Below are 13,254 nucleotides of genomic sequence, written 5' to 3' on the forward strand. Positions count from 1 at the left end.
GTCAATGCTCCTCGCCCTGGTCGCAAGTAGGATCGTCCGCGAACGGCAACTGCGCGGCCGCGTCGAAATCGCTGCCCTTGTGCAGCAGGTAGGTCCAGCCCACGATGCCCATGAAGGTCGCGAAGCTGATCACGGTCATGACGCTGCTGGCGTCGTCAAAAATTTGTTGGAGTGCCATTTCAGTTCCTCGTCTTGATCTGGGTGCCCAGGCCCTGCAGGTAGGCGACCAGCGCGTCCTGCTCGGTCTTGTCGACCAGGTCTTGCGGCGCCAGCGCGATCTCTTCATCGGTGTAGGGCACGCCGACGCGGCGCAGCGCGCGCATCTTCGGCATGATCTCGGCCGGGACCAGGCGGGTAGCGGCCAGCCACGGATAGGCCGGCATATTCGATTCCGGCACCACGTCGCGCGGATTGTCGAGGTGGGTGCGGTGCCATTCGTCGCTGTAGCGGCCGCCCACCCGCGCCAGGTCGGGACCGGTGCGCTTGGAGCCCCACTGGAAGGGGTGCTCGTAGACCGACTCTCCGGCCACCGAGTAGTGGCCATACCGTTCGGTCTCGGCGCGGAACGGCCGGATCATCTGCGAGTGGCAGCCATAGCAGCCCTCGCGGATATACACGTCGCGGCCGGCCAGGCGCAGCGGCGAGTAGGGTTTCAGGCCGGCGACCGGTTCGGTGGTCGACTTCTGGAAGAACAGCGGCACGATCTCGACCAGGCCGCCGAAGGAGATGACCAGCAGGACGAGGCCGATCAGCAGCCACACATTCTTCTCGATCCACTCATGGGTGAATTTCATTGCAGACTCCTGGTTTCTTTAGGCTGGGACGACATGCTCGGCTTCGTTCACGCCGTGCGGATTCTTCGGCCCGACCGGGATCGGGACGTCGACGCTCCTGGTGCCGCGCAGCGTCATCCAGGTATTCCAGGCCATCAGGACCATGCCCGACAGGTAGAGGGCGCCACCGGTCACGCGGATCACGTAGTAGGGATAGGTCGCCTTGACGCTCTCGGCGAAGGTATAGGTCAGCGTGCCGTCGGCGTTCACCGCGCGCCACATCAGGCCCTGCATCACGCCGGCGATCCACATCGAGGCGATGTACAGCACGACGCCGATGGTGGCGACCCAAAAGTGCGTCTCGACCATCGCGACACTGTGCATCTGCTTCTTGCCGGCGACACGCGGAAGGATGTAGTAGATCGAACCCATCGTGATGAAGCCGACCCAGCCCAGGGCGCCGGCGTGGACGTGGGCGACGGTCCAGTCGGTGTAGTGCGACAGCGCGTTGATGGTCTTGATCGACATCATCGGGCCCTCGAAGGTGGCCATGCCGTAGAACGACAGCGAGACGATCATGAACTTCAACAGCGGATCCGAACGCAGCTTGTGCCAGGCGCCCGACAGGGTCATGATCCCGTTGATCATGCCGCCCCACGATGGCGCCAGCAGGATGATCGAGAACACCATGCCCAGCGACTGGGTCCAGTCGGGCAGCGCGGTGTAGTGCAGGTGATGCGGGCCGGCCCACATATAGGTGAAGATCAGCGCCCAGAAGTGGACGATCGACAGGCGGTACGAATACACGGGACGCTCGGCCTGCTTCGGAATGAAGTAGTACACCATGCCCAGGTAGCCGGCAGTCAGGATGAAGCCGACCGCGTTATGGCCGTACCACCACTGGATCATGGCGTCCTGCACGCCCGCATACACCGAATACGACTTCATGGCCGACGCCGGGGTGACCATGCCGTTCACGATGTGCAGGATGGCGACGGCCAGGATGAAGGCGCCGAAGAACCAGTTGGCGACGTAGATGTGCTTGACCTTGCGCTTGACGATGGTGCCGAAGAAGACCACGGCGTAGGCGACCCAGACGATGGCGATCAGGATCGCGATCGGCCATTCGAGTTCGGCGTACTCCTTGCCGCGCGTGAAGCCCATCGGTAGCGAGACCGCGGCGCACAGCAGCACCGCCTGCCAGCCCCAGAAGGTGAACGCGGCCAGCTTGTCCGAGAACAGCCTGACCTGGCAGGTGCGCTGCACCACGTAATACGAGGTGGCGAACAGGCCGCAGATGCCGAAGGCGAAGATGACCGCGTTGGTGTGCAGCGGACGCAGGCGTCCGTAGCTGAGCCATGGGATATCGAAATTGAGCGCGGGCCAGGCCAGCTGGGCCGCGATGAACACCCCTGCCGCCATGCCGATCACGCCCCAGACCACGGTCGCGATGGCAAACTGGCGCACGATCTTGTAGTTATAGTTTAGACTGCTGTCCAAGATACTCTCCTGAAATGACACGATTGAGTGACAGTCAGGAGTGTGCGTTTACGTACCTTAAAAATCCTTGATGTGTATCAAAATGTTCCTTGATGGATAGAGTATGAGGAACGTCTGTTGTGGCCGGGGCTGCGACACTTTCTTCCACGATTCCGCGGGCATCGTTTTGAGATGAATCAAGTCCAAAACTAGACGGCCCACCGTCCCGGGAGGGCTTTTCCTCAACTAAGCAATAAGGAATCGCTATGCCGCCTCTTTCCCAATCCGTTCACGAAGAAATGTCGAAGCGCCTGAACCAGGCGCGCGAAGACCTGCTGGGCGCCGTGCGTTCGCGCACCACGGCCGACGAAGGCGATGCGCCATCGATCGGTCCCCTAGCGCACGAAGCGCAAGGAGACGACCGCAATACCGCCGAGATGATCGGCCACGACGAGGTTCATCTCGCCGAGCACGATGCCAACACCCTGCACGAGATCGACGTCGCCCTCGGCAAGCTAGAGGCCGGCGGCGCCGGCATCTGCGAGTCGTGCGGGCGCGAGATTCCCGACGCCCGCCTGCTGGCCACGCCGGCTGTGCGCAACTGCATCGAGTGCCAGGACCGCATCGAGAAGGAAACGCATACGGGTCGCGGCCCGACCATGTGACGGTCCAGCCGGGCCGGCGGCGCGCCGCCGGCCCGGCATCAATTTCCCGCCCGATCGTCATCCTGCAAGACGCGATACGCCGGCCCCTCCAGGTCATCGAACTGCCCGCTGTCGGCCGCCCCGAAAAACACCCACAAGGCCCCCGCCACCACCAGCACGCTGAGCGGCACCAGCAAATACAAGGCTTCCATCGTCAATCCTTTCGCAAGCGCAGCGCATTGAGCACGACCACGGCCGAACTGGCCGCCATGCCGATCCCCGCCAGCCAGGGATTGAGGAGGCCAACCGCCGCCGCCGGAATCGCCGCCACGTTGTACACCGTGGCCCAGGCCAGGTTCTGGCGGATCACCGCCAGCGTGCGGCGCGCCGTATCGAGCGTGTCGGCCAGCGGCGCCAGGCTGTCGCCCATCAGCACGCCATCGGCATGCAGCTGGGCCAGTTCGGCCCCGCGTCCCATTGCGAACGAGACGTCGGCCCCGCGCAGCACGGCTGCGTCGTTGATGCCGTCGCCGACCATCGCCACCACCGCGCCGTCCTGCTGCAGGCGCCGCACATAGGCCAGCTTCTCTTGCGGCAGCTTGCCGCCGATGGCGGTCGAGATGCCCAGCCGCGCCGCTACGGCTTGCGCTGCGTGCTGCTCGTCGCCGCTGAGCAGGATCACGGTCTTGCCGCTGGCGCGGATGCGCTGCACCACGTCGGCCGCCTCTTGCCGCAGGCCGTCGGCCAGGTCGAAGCGCCCCAGCCAGCCATCGCTGTTGCCGAGCCAGACCGAGGTGGTACCGGCCGGCACCGCGGCGCGTGCCACGCCGCCCGCCACGCCGGCGACCCAGGCCGCGCTGCCCAGCCGGTAATAACGTCCTTCGACCCAGCCCTCCACACCTTGCCCGACCGTGAACTGCACCTGGCTGGCGCGGCCCGCCTCGGCCGGCGAGGCGACCACCGCCTCGCGGATCGCGGTGGCCAGCGGGTGCGGGTTGTCGGCTTCCAGCGCGGCGGCGATGCGCAGGCAGTCGAAGCCGGGCACTGTTCCCACCGACAGGGTCTGGCGCAGCACCGGGCGGCCATGGGTCAACGTTCCGGTCTTGTCGAACACCACATGGGTCGCGCGGTCGAAGGTCTCCAGCGTGTGCGGCTGCACCGCCAGCACGCCGCGCCGCAGCAGGCGATCGGTGGCGGCGGCCAGCGCGGTCGGCGTGGCCAGCGACAGCGCGCACGGGCAGGACACCACCAGTACCGCGATCGCCACCTGCCAGGCGCGGCTCGGGTCGACCTGCAGCCAGGCGACATAGGCCAGCACGGTCAGGCACAGCAGGCCGAACACGAACCAGGCCGCGACCCGGTCGGCCCACAGGGCCAGCGCTGGTTTGCCCTGTCCCGCGCGCTCGACCAGGCGCACCAGCATGGCGAGGGTACTGTCGTGGGCGGTCGAGGTCACGCGCAGCACGATGGTCCCGGCCACATTGACCGCACCGCCCGGGACCGGGTCGCCGATGCCGCGGTGCTGGGTGCGGCTTTCGCCGGTGAGCAATGCCAAGTCGACCTCGGTGTCGCCGTCGACGATCGTGCCGTCGGCCGGCGCCGCCTGGCCGGCGCGCACCAGCACCAGGTCGTCCACCCGCAGGCTGGCCGCCATCACCAGCTCGAGGTCCTCATCCCCCCTGCGCAGCTGTGGATCGCCGCGCAGGCGCAGCGCCGATGGCGGCAGGCCCTGCTGCAGGCGCTCGAGCGCGCCGGCGGCCTTGCGGCGCGCACCCAGCTCCAGGTAGCGGCTGCCCAGCAGCAGGAACACGAACATGGTCACCGAATCGAAATAGACGTCGCCGCGACCGGTCGCCAGCGCATGCACGCTGCCCACGAAGGCGGCGCCGATCCCGAGCGCGACCGGCACATCCATGCCCGGCAGTCCACGCCGCAGGTCGCGCCAGGCCCCGGCAAAGAAGGGCCGGGCCGAATACAGCACCGCCGGCAAGGTCAGAAAGAACGAGGCCCAATGCATCAGCGCCGTCATGGCGGCGTCCATCGTGCCTTCGTCGGCCATGTATACCGGCACCGCGTACATCATCACCTGCATCATCGACAGGCCGGCCACAAACAGCTGGCGGAACAGCGTCTTGCGCGCGCGCTCGAGCTGCTCGCCGTGGCGCCGCGCGTCATGCGGATACGCCGTGTAGCCGATCGCGCGCAGGGTGCGCAGGATGGCGCTCGGCCGGCAGCCGGACGGATCCCAGCGCACGAACAGGCGTTCGGTGGCCACGTTCAGGCTCACGTCCAATACGCCCGGCAACTGCTGCAGGCGGCGTTCGATCAGCCACACGCAGGCGGCGCAGCGGATGCCCTCGACCGTGAAACTGGCCGCGCCGTCGAGATCGGCGCCATCGACCAGCTCCAGCTCGGGCGCATTGGCGGCCTCGATGTCGGCCTGGGTGGCGTAGGCGGTGCGGGTCGCGTAATAGTCGGCGAAGCCGCCGTCGACAATGGCCTGGGCCGCCGCCGCGCAGCCGGGACAGCACATGCGCTGGACGTTGCCGCCGACCGTGGCTTGCCAATGGCTGTCGTGCGGCACCGGCAGGCCGCAGTGAAAACACCCGGCGGTCAGCGCGCGCGCCGCCGTGCCGGCACTGGCGCCGGCGGTGTCGCGCACCGCTTCTTCAAGGACCGCGCTCATATCGACCTCCCCACGTCCAGGCACAACTCGTGCATCCAGCCCGGCGGCAGGCCGCCGGCGGCGCGAGCCAGGCCGAGGATGCCGAAGGCCAGTATTGCAAATCCGCAGGCGACGCGCACCGCGCGCCGCGCCATCAGGGCGCGCAAGCGGGTGCCCGCCAGGCCGAGTGCAACCAGCATCGGCAGCGTGCCCAGGCCGAAGGCCAGCATCACGCCGGCGCCCCCCAGCGCCGAGCCGCTCAGCATGGCCGTGACCAGCACGCTGTACACCATCCCGCACGGCAGCCAGCCCCACAAGGCGCCGAGCGCGAACATGCGCGCCCCACCCGCGTCAAAGCCGTTCAACCGCCGCAACAGCGGAGACAGTTGGCGCCACAGCGCCTGGCCGGCCTGCTCGACCCTGGCCAGGCCGCGCCAGGCGTCCATCAAGAACAGCCCCAGGGCCACCAGCATCAGGTTGGCGGCCCAATACAGAGAAGCCTGCAGCGCCGGCAGCGATGCCAGCGAGGCAGCCCCGCCGGCCAGGCCTCCGGCCAGCGCGCCCGCCGTCATGTAACTGGCGATGCGGCCCGCGTTATAGGCCCCGACCCAGGTGAGCGATGCGCCACTGGCCGCCGTCACGCTGCGCACCGGCACCGGGAAAGCCGGTTCCGGCAGCGCCGGCGCTCGCGGGCGCTGGCGGGGCAGCGACAGCGCCCCGACGATCCCGCCGCACATGCCGGCGCAGTGCACGCTGCCGGCCAGGCCAACGAGAAACACGGGAAACAGGCTGATGCCGCTCATGGCTGGTCCCTACACGGTCTGCGAGTGGCGCGGCCCCTCGCCCGGCCGGGCGAGATAGCGGTCGAACGCCATGCACACATTGCGGATCAACAGTCTCCCTTTCATCGTGACGGTGATCCATTCCGGGCCGACCTGCACCAGGCCGTCGTCCTGCATCTGGCCCAGCGCCGCCAGTTCGGTGGCGAAGTGCTGCCCGAAGACGATCGGGAAGGCCTGCTCGATGGCCCGGATCGACAGCTCGAACTGGCACATCAGCTGCTGGATGATCGAGCGGCGCAGCGCATCGTCCATCGACAGGCGGATGCCGCGCTGCACCGGCAGCTCGTTCTGGTCGATCAGGTCGTAGTATTCGTCGAGCGTCTTGACGTTCTGGCTGTAGGTCGCACCCACCGCGCCGATGCTCGACACCCCGCAGGCCACCAGGTCGGCGTCGGCATGGGTCGAATAGCCCTGGAAGTTACGGTGCAGGCGGCCCTGGCGCTGGGCCACGGCCAGGTCGTCGTCCGGCTTGGCGAAATGGTCCATGCCGATGTATACATAGCCGGCCGCGCCCAGGCGCTCGATGCACAGCTGGAGCATCCTGAGCTTGGTGTCGCTGTCGGGCATGTCCTGTTGCAGGATGCGCCGCTGCGGCTTGAACAGGTGCGGCATATGGGCGTAGTGGTAGACCGAGATGCGGTCGGGGCTGGCCATGACCACCTTGTCCAGCGTTTGCGCCATGCTCGCCAGCGTCTGCTTCGGCAGGCCGTAGATCAGGTCGATGCTCACGGAACGGAAACCCGCCGCGCGCGCGGCGTCGATGATGGCGACCGTTTCCGCCTCGGGCTGGACCCGGTTGACGGCTTTCTGCACGTCGGGGTCGAAATCCTGCACGCCCAGGCTGATCCGGTTGAAGCCCTGGCGCCGCAGGCTGTGCACCCGTTCGGTCGACACGGTGCGCGGATCGACCTCGATCGAGTATTCGCCGCGCTCGTCCGGCGCGAAGCTGAAGCAGCGCCGCAGGTGCGCCATCAGCTCGCCCATCTGCGCGTCGGACAGGTAAGTCGGCGTGCCGCCGCCGAAGTGCAGCTGCTCGACCTCGTTCATGCCGGCGAACAGCAGGCCCTGCATCTCGACTTCACGCTTCAGGTAGGACAGGTAGGTGGCCGCCTTGTCGCGCCGCTTGGTGATGATCTTGTTGCAGGCGCAGTAATAGCAGAGATGCTCGCAGAACGGGATGTGCAGGTATAGCGACAGCGGCCGCTTGCCGCGCGTGCGCACGCTGGCCACCGCATGCAGGTAGTCGCGGTAGCCGAAATCGGCGCTGAAGCGGTCGGCGGTAGGGTAGGAGGTGTAGCGGGGGCCGGACTTGCCGAGCCGGGCCAGCAGGTCGCCATCGAATTCGACGACAGGATGGAGCATGATGGCGGTTTGGGACGGAGCCGGGGTGGGAACCGGGGTGGGGACCGGGGTGGGGACCGGCGCGGGGGACGCCGCTTGCGCTTCGACGGGCATGACAATGGAACTCCAGCTGCTGGCCACTTTGCGGAAATGCAAAGTGGCACCATTTAGCTGTCAGTTTATTGAGCTGGCTCTTGCGAATCCTTGATATGCATCAAAATATAGCTGAGTCTGCCTTACTTCGCTCGGCCAGTATTGTTGAACTTGAACACCGACAAGGCCAGCGACAGGCGGGCCGCCTCGTCGGCCACGCTGCCCGACGACACGGCCGATTCCTCGACCTGGGCCGCGTTCTGGCGGGTGATCGCATCGAGCTCGGTCATGGCCGCATTGACGCCCAGGATGTCCTGGGCCTGCTCGCGGCTGGCGGCGGTGATCGCGCTCATGATGGCGGCCGCCCCGGCCACCTTGTCGACCACCTCGCGCATGGTCTGGCCGGCCTGGCCCACCAGTTCCGTACCCTCTCCCACGTGGCCGCTGGAGACCTCGATCAAGCCCTTGATTTCCTTGGCGGCGCCGGCCGTGCGCTGGGCCAGGCTGCGCACCTCGCCGGCCACGACCGCGAAGCCGCGGCCCTGCTCCCCGGCGCGCGCCGCCTCCACCGCCGCATTCAGCGCCAGCAGGTTGGTCTGGAAGGCGATGCCGTCGATCAGGCCGATGATGTCGCCGATGCGGTGGGCCGAACCGCTGATCTTGTCCATGGTCTGGCCGACCAGGCCGACCGACGCGCCGCCCTGTCCCGCCACCGTGCTCGCGGCGCGCACCATGCCGTCGGCCTGCACCGCGCTGTCGGTGTTGCGGCCGGCGGCGCGGGCGATGTTGCCCAGGCTGCCCGCGGTCTGCTCCAGGCTCGCGGCCTGGGCTTCGGTGCGGCTGGCCAGGTCGGCATTGCCGGCGGCGATCGCGCGCGTGGCCAGCTCGATCGAGCTGACGTTGGCGCGCACGTCGCCCATGATCGCGGTCAGGTTGATGTTCAGCTGGCGTAGCGCCAGCTGCAGGCGGCCGATCTCGCCGCCTCCGGGCGCGGGTACCGGCCGCGCCAGGTCGCCACCGGCCAGCGCATAGACAGTCGCGGTGGCGTCCCGCAGGGGCTGGGCGATGCTGCGATTGAGCTCATACCAGACGGCCAGCGAGGCCAGGACGCCGGCGCCGGCCAGCACGCGCCAGGCGGCGCCGTCGACCGCCAGCCCGAGCGCGGCCAGCAGCAAGGCCTGGGCCCCCATCATCCAGCCCAGGCGCTGGCCAAGCGGCACATCACGCAGCGCCCCCAGGCGCCTGCGCCAGCCGCTACGCACCGCCTGGCCGCGCACGATCGCCATACCCCGTGCCTTGCCACTGCGCAGATCGCCGTACAGCCGCGCCGCACGCTCGACCTGGGCACGGGTCGGCGCGGTGCGCACCGACATATAACCGGTCACCCGGCCGCCTTCCTGGATTGGCACCACGTTCGCGACCACCCAATAGAAATCGCCGTTCTTGCGGCGGTTCTTGACCATGCCGGTCCACGGCTCGCCCGCCTGCAGGGTTGCCCACAGGTCGGCAAAGGCTTCGGGCGGCATGTCCGGGTGGCGCACCATATTGTGGGCCTTGCCCAGCAATTCCTGTTCGCTGAAACCGCTGACTTCGACGAAGCTCGGGTTGACGTAGGTGATGCGGCCCTTGGTATCGGTTTTCGATACGATGGACTGCCCTTCGTTCATCAGGTATTCGATGCCGGTGACTGGCTGGTTGTTACGCACTGCGCTCTCCTAGTGTTGCTCTATGGCAAAAGTATCGTTTCTTGCATTCTAACCATGAGGAATTGCAAAAAGTATGACCTGCATCAAAAATCCCATGGTCCACGGCCTTAAGTAACCAAGAGATTCTTGATTTAGTTCAATATCTTGCTTTCAAGGTAAACTTGTGGGATGGATAATCTGACCCACTCCCTGGTCGGCCTGGCGCTGGGCGAACTCGCCGACCGCGCCCTGCCGGCCAATCCCGATCCGCTCAAGGCATGTACGCGCCGCCGCGTCCTGCTCGCCACCGGCGCGCTGGCCAGCAATTTCCCCGACCTCGACCTGGTGCTCACGCCTTTGCTGGCGCCGCCGCTCGGCTACCTGCTGCACCACCGCGGCCACACCCACACGCTGCTATACGCCCTGCCCCAGATCGCGCTGCTGCTTGGCCTGCTCTGGCTGCTGTGGCCGGGGGCACGGCGCCTGATGCAGGACGACCGCACGGCGCGCAAGGCGGTGCTGGCAACCGCCGCGGTCGGGATGGTGCTGCACCTGTCGCTCGACTTCCTGAACGTCTACGGCGTGCACCCCTTCCACCCGCTCGACTCGCGCTGGCTGTACGGCGATATGGTGTTCATCATCGAACCGGTGTTCTGGACCTCGCTCGGCGTTGCGTTGGCCTTGCTGGTGCCGAACCGGGTGCTGCGCTGGCTGTTCGCGGGCTCGATCCTGGCCGCGCCGGTGCTGTTTACCTCGATGGGTTTCTTGCAGTGGGGGTCGCTGGCCGGCTTGCTGCTGGTGGCCGCCGTGGTGGCTTTCATGGCGCGCCGCGGCGGGTCGCGCGGCGTCATCACCGCGATCGTGGCCTGCCTCGGCTTCATTGCGGTCCAGGGCGTGGCCGGCCACCTGGCGCGGGAACAGATCCGCTCGGCGCTTGCCCAGCTCGAGCCGGGCAGCCGTATCCTCGACCTGCCGCTGTCGGCCTTTCCCTCGAATCCCCTGTGCTGGTCGTTCGCGACCATTACCGACAACGGCGGCGCTGGCAGTTATGCGGTGCGCCTGGGCGTACTGAGCCTGGCGCCAGGCGTGAGCGACGTCGCCGCCTGCCCGGTGCGCTTCGGCGGCGAGCCGGACGGGCAGGCCTCGGCGCTGTCATGGAAGTACCAGGAAGACGGCAGCCTGGCCGGCCTGCGCGCGCTGCAGCGGGATAACTGCCACTTCGATGGCTGGCTGCGCTTTGCGCGCGTGCCGTCGCTGGTCGACGGCAAGGCCACCGATATCCGTTTCAGCGCGCCCGGGGTCGACAATTTCTCGACCTTGCCTTATGCCGGGATGGCGGACCGGCCCTGCCCGGCGCCGGTGCCGCAGTGGGAGCGGCCGCGCCAGGACTTGCTGGATCCACGCCACATGCCAAGATAGGACCTAAAGCAGAGCGGGGTTTCACATGGCGTGACGTATGATCGACTGCACGCCGCCCACGACCGGAAAGGAAGGACAATGACCACCGAACTGACCCTGCTGGGCTGGACCCTGGTGCTGGCCCTGGTCCAGATCCTGCTGCCCTCCACCTTGCGTACCCAGGAAACGGGCGCCCAATACAATATGAGTGCGCGCGACGGGGCGGCCCCGCCCCCGCGGCCGGTGACGGCGCGCCTGCAGCGGGCCCAGGCCAATCTGTTCGAGACCCTGCCGCTGTTCGCGGCGGCGGTGCTGATCGCGCATGTGTCGGGCACGCAGGGTACCTTGACCCTGTGGGGCTGCTGGCTCTACCTGCTGGCGCGCATCGTCTATGTGCCGCTGTACGCGGCCGGCATCCCCGTGCTGCGCACGCTGGTGTGGCTGGTGTCGGTCGCCGGGCTGGCGATGATCCTGTACGCGCTGCTGGCCGCCTGACTCACCTGGCGATGCCGCGCCCCGTTGCGGCCCAGTAGATGCCGCCGTACAGGTGGTGCAAAAAGACCGGATCGCCGTAGGTGGCCGCCATATGGCCCATCCCGGTATAGAAGGCGCGGCCGCCGTCGTAGTACTGGTACCAGCTGATCGGGTGGAAGGCGCCCATGCCCTTGCCCTCGCGGTCGGGCCAGCTCGTCTGCGGGCGGTAGGTGGATTCGTCCACACTCAGCAGGTAGACCAGGTCCTTCGAGCGCGCCGGGCCGAATTCATACCATTCGTCGGTGAACAGGTTGCGCGGCGCGAAGCGTTCCATGCCCGGAAAGTTTGATTGCTCGACCTTCACGATCGCGGTCTGGATGGCAGGATGGACATGGAACATATGGCCCACCAGCTGCGTGTACCACGGCCAGCCGTACTCGGTATCGGCCGCGCTGTGCACGCCGACATAGCCGCCGCCGCGCCGGATGAAGCGTTCGAAGGCCGCCTGCTGGGCGTCGTCGAGCACGTCGCCGGTGGTGAGCAGGAACACCACCGCCTGGTACTTGGCCAGTTCGGCGTCGTTCATCACGCGCCCGGCGTCGGCGGTCCAGAACACCTCGAAGTCATGCAGCTTGCCCAGTTCCTGCACGGCCGTTACGCCGGCATGCACCGCGTCGTGGTGCCAGCCGGCGGACTTGGAGAACAGCAGCACCTTGAACTGGGCGGCCTGCACCGGCGAGACGGAGGCGAAGGCGAGCGCGCAGGCGCAGACGACGGTGGCAAGCGAACGGATCATTGGCATGGACTGGGAACGGTTGCAGGACCATGCACGCTAATTCCTTGCCTCTTGCTTGTCAACAAAACATTCTCCTTTTGAGTCCCGCCGATATTTGAATCATGTTTGATCACCATCAAGCGTGCGCCTGACATGTTCACTTGCGCAGCGTATATTGGATCGCCGTGCGCCACGTTCCAGTCCCGCGTTCGAACGGAGTGATCACCATGCTCAAGACCATCCTCGTCCATGTCGACGGCGGCCCCTGCCAGCAGAGCCGCCTGCGCGCGGCCACCTTGCTGGCCAGCGCCCACGGCGCCCACCTGGTCGGCAGCGCCGCCACCGGGCTGTCGCTGGCCAGTTATGCGGTGTTCAACGGCTCGATGGCCATGCCGGTCTCCAACCGCGACTTCCAGGAGCTGCGCGAAGCCGTCACGGTCCAGCTCGACGACTTCGTGGCCCAGGCCGAACGGCTCGGCGTGTCCGGCGCCGAGGCGCGCATGGTCGAAGACGCCGACCGCGACGGCCTGCTGCTGCAATCGCGCTATGCCGACCTGGTCGTGGTTAGCCAAGACTCGAGCCAGGACAACGGCCGCGACCGCGCGCGCGCCGAACGGGGCCTGCCCCAATACCTGGCCCTGCACGGCGCCCGCCCGGTGCTGGTCGTGCCCGACGCCTACCACGGCAAGCCCATCCCCGGCAACGCGCTGGTCGGCTGGGATGGCAGCATGCCGGCCCAGCGCGCGATCCAGGCCGCCCTGCCCCTGCTGGCCCAGGCCGGCACCGTGCACCTGGCGCTGGTCAATCCCGACCTGCAAGCCGGCCTGCACGGCGACGAACCCGGCGCCGACATGGCGCACTACCTGGCGCGCCACGGCCTGAAGGTCGACGTCGCGGTCGAGCGCACCCGCGCCCCTGAGGGCGAGGCCCTGATGGACATGGCGCGCGACTGCCGCGCCGGGCTGATGGTCACCGGCGCCTTCGGCCACAGCCGCTACCGCGAATGGATACTCGGCGGCGTCACCCGCGACGTGCTCGACCGCGCGCCGGCGCCGCTCCTCATCGCCCACTGACACGCATTTATC

At 67.5% G+C, this 13,254-nt stretch carries 13 protein-coding genes; 4 read left to right on the plus strand and 9 right to left on the minus strand.

The annotated features are described in order from the left end of the window. Position 1 precedes the first annotated feature (1 nt). From E8M83_RS16540 to ccoN, 3 genes are read right to left on the minus strand one after another with little or no spacing between them, the layout of a single operon-like run. Complete coding sequence (locus tag E8M83_RS16540; RefSeq protein ID WP_137174444.1) at positions 2-178, minus strand: cbb3-type cytochrome c oxidase subunit 3; 177 nt, start codon at positions 176-178, stop codon at positions 2-4. A gap of 1 nt (position 179) precedes the next feature. Next, entirely contained in the window at positions 180-794 is a 615-nt protein-coding gene (gene ccoO / locus E8M83_RS16545; protein WP_137174445.1) for a cytochrome-c oxidase, cbb3-type subunit II, read from the minus strand. A gap of 18 nt (positions 795-812) precedes the next feature. Continuing rightward, complete coding sequence (gene ccoN / locus E8M83_RS16550; RefSeq protein WP_137174446.1) at positions 813-2,273, minus strand: cytochrome-c oxidase, cbb3-type subunit I; 1,461 nt, start codon at positions 2,271-2,273, stop codon at positions 813-815. Between the two features lie 245 nt (positions 2,274-2,518). Here ccoN and E8M83_RS16555 point away from each other — a divergent pair, with 245 nt between their 5' ends. After that, a complete protein-coding gene (locus tag E8M83_RS16555) occupies positions 2,519-2,917 on the plus strand; it encodes a TraR/DksA family transcriptional regulator (RefSeq protein ID WP_137174447.1) in 399 nt (132 codons plus the stop codon). 38 nt (positions 2,918-2,955) lie between these two features. Here E8M83_RS16555 and ccoS read toward each other — a convergent pair whose 3' ends face one another. The 5 genes from ccoS to E8M83_RS16580 all read right to left on the minus strand — a co-directional run bounded on the left by ccoS (position 2,956) and on the right by E8M83_RS16580 (position 9,543). Then, positions 2,956-3,108: a cbb3-type cytochrome oxidase assembly protein CcoS gene (ccoS, locus tag E8M83_RS16560; protein ID WP_137174448.1), complete on the minus strand. Its 153-nt coding sequence runs from the start codon at positions 3,106-3,108 to the stop codon at positions 2,956-2,958. A 2-nt stretch (positions 3,109-3,110) separates the two neighbouring features. Continuing rightward, complete coding sequence (locus E8M83_RS16565; protein WP_137174449.1) at positions 3,111-5,582, minus strand: heavy metal translocating P-type ATPase; 2,472 nt, start codon at positions 5,580-5,582, stop codon at positions 3,111-3,113. Beyond that, a complete protein-coding gene (locus E8M83_RS16570) occupies positions 5,579-6,364 on the minus strand; it encodes a sulfite exporter TauE/SafE family protein (protein ID WP_137174450.1) in 786 nt (261 codons plus the stop codon). The genes E8M83_RS16565 and E8M83_RS16570 overlap by 4 nt, the downstream gene beginning before the upstream one ends. Positions 6,365-6,373: 9 nt before the next feature. Then, positions 6,374-7,765, minus strand: a complete 1,392-nt coding sequence (gene hemN / locus E8M83_RS16575) for an oxygen-independent coproporphyrinogen III oxidase (RefSeq protein WP_137174451.1) — start codon at positions 7,763-7,765, stop codon at positions 6,374-6,376. Positions 7,766-7,980: 215 nt separating this feature from the next. Then, the gene (locus E8M83_RS16580) at positions 7,981-9,543 is read right to left on the minus strand and encodes a PAS domain-containing methyl-accepting chemotaxis protein (protein ID WP_137174452.1); all 1,563 of its coding nucleotides are present in this window, start codon (positions 9,541-9,543) and stop codon (positions 7,981-7,983) included. A gap of 168 nt (positions 9,544-9,711) precedes the next feature. Between E8M83_RS16580 and E8M83_RS16585 the strand changes: the two genes are divergently transcribed. After that, complete coding sequence (locus tag E8M83_RS16585; protein WP_137174453.1) at positions 9,712-10,941, plus strand: metal-dependent hydrolase; 1,230 nt, start codon at positions 9,712-9,714, stop codon at positions 10,939-10,941. 78 nt (positions 10,942-11,019) lie between these two features. Beyond that, entirely contained in the window at positions 11,020-11,415 is a 396-nt protein-coding gene (locus E8M83_RS16590; RefSeq protein ID WP_137174454.1) for an MAPEG family protein, read from the plus strand. Position 11,416: 1 nt separating this feature from the next. Here the strand turns inward: E8M83_RS16590 and E8M83_RS16595 are convergent, their stop codons facing one another. Beyond that, on the minus strand, positions 11,417-12,190 hold the full coding sequence (locus tag E8M83_RS16595) for a ThuA domain-containing protein (protein ID WP_137174455.1): 774 nt from the start codon (positions 12,188-12,190) through the stop codon (positions 11,417-11,419). Positions 12,191-12,396: 206 nt separating this feature from the next. Between E8M83_RS16595 and E8M83_RS16600 the strand changes: the two genes are divergently transcribed. Then, on the plus strand, positions 12,397-13,242 hold the full coding sequence (locus E8M83_RS16600; protein ID WP_137174456.1) for a universal stress protein: 846 nt from the start codon (positions 12,397-12,399) through the stop codon (positions 13,240-13,242). Positions 13,243-13,254: the final 12 nt, after the last annotated feature.

Source organism: Massilia sp. HP4 (genome assembly GCF_005222695.1).
Lineage (GTDB): Bacteria > Pseudomonadota > Gammaproteobacteria > Burkholderiales > Burkholderiaceae_D > Telluria.

Bases quoted from the DNA above. Each gene is read 5' to 3' on its own strand.
- E8M83_RS16590 (WP_137174454.1), top strand. From the start codon at position 11,020: ATGACCACCGAACTGACCCTGCTGGGCTGGACCCTGGTGCTGGCCCTG.
- E8M83_RS16555 (WP_137174447.1), top strand. From the start codon at position 2,519: ATGCCGCCTCTTTCCCAATCCGTTCACGAAGAAATGTCGAAGCGCCTG.
- hemN (WP_137174451.1), bottom strand. From the start codon at position 7,765: ATGCTCCATCCTGTCGTCGAATTCGATGGCGACCTGCTGGCCCGGCTC.
- E8M83_RS16595 (WP_137174455.1), bottom strand. From the start codon at position 12,190: ATGATCCGTTCGCTTGCCACCGTCGTCTGCGCCTGCGCGCTCGCCTTC.
- ccoO (WP_137174445.1), bottom strand. From the start codon at position 794: ATGAAATTCACCCATGAGTGGATCGAGAAGAATGTGTGGCTGCTGATC.
- ccoS (WP_137174448.1), bottom strand. From the start codon at position 3,108: ATGGAAGCCTTGTATTTGCTGGTGCCGCTCAGCGTGCTGGTGGTGGCG.
- E8M83_RS16585 (WP_137174453.1), top strand. From the start codon at position 9,712: ATGGATAATCTGACCCACTCCCTGGTCGGCCTGGCGCTGGGCGAACTC.
- E8M83_RS16600 (WP_137174456.1), top strand. From the start codon at position 12,397: ATGCTCAAGACCATCCTCGTCCATGTCGACGGCGGCCCCTGCCAGCAG.
- E8M83_RS16565 (WP_137174449.1), bottom strand. From the start codon at position 5,582: ATGAGCGCGGTCCTTGAAGAAGCGGTGCGCGACACCGCCGGCGCCAGT.
- E8M83_RS16540 (WP_137174444.1), bottom strand. From the start codon at position 178: ATGGCACTCCAACAAATTTTTGACGACGCCAGCAGCGTCATGACCGTG.
- E8M83_RS16570 (WP_137174450.1), bottom strand. From the start codon at position 6,364: ATGAGCGGCATCAGCCTGTTTCCCGTGTTTCTCGTTGGCCTGGCCGGC.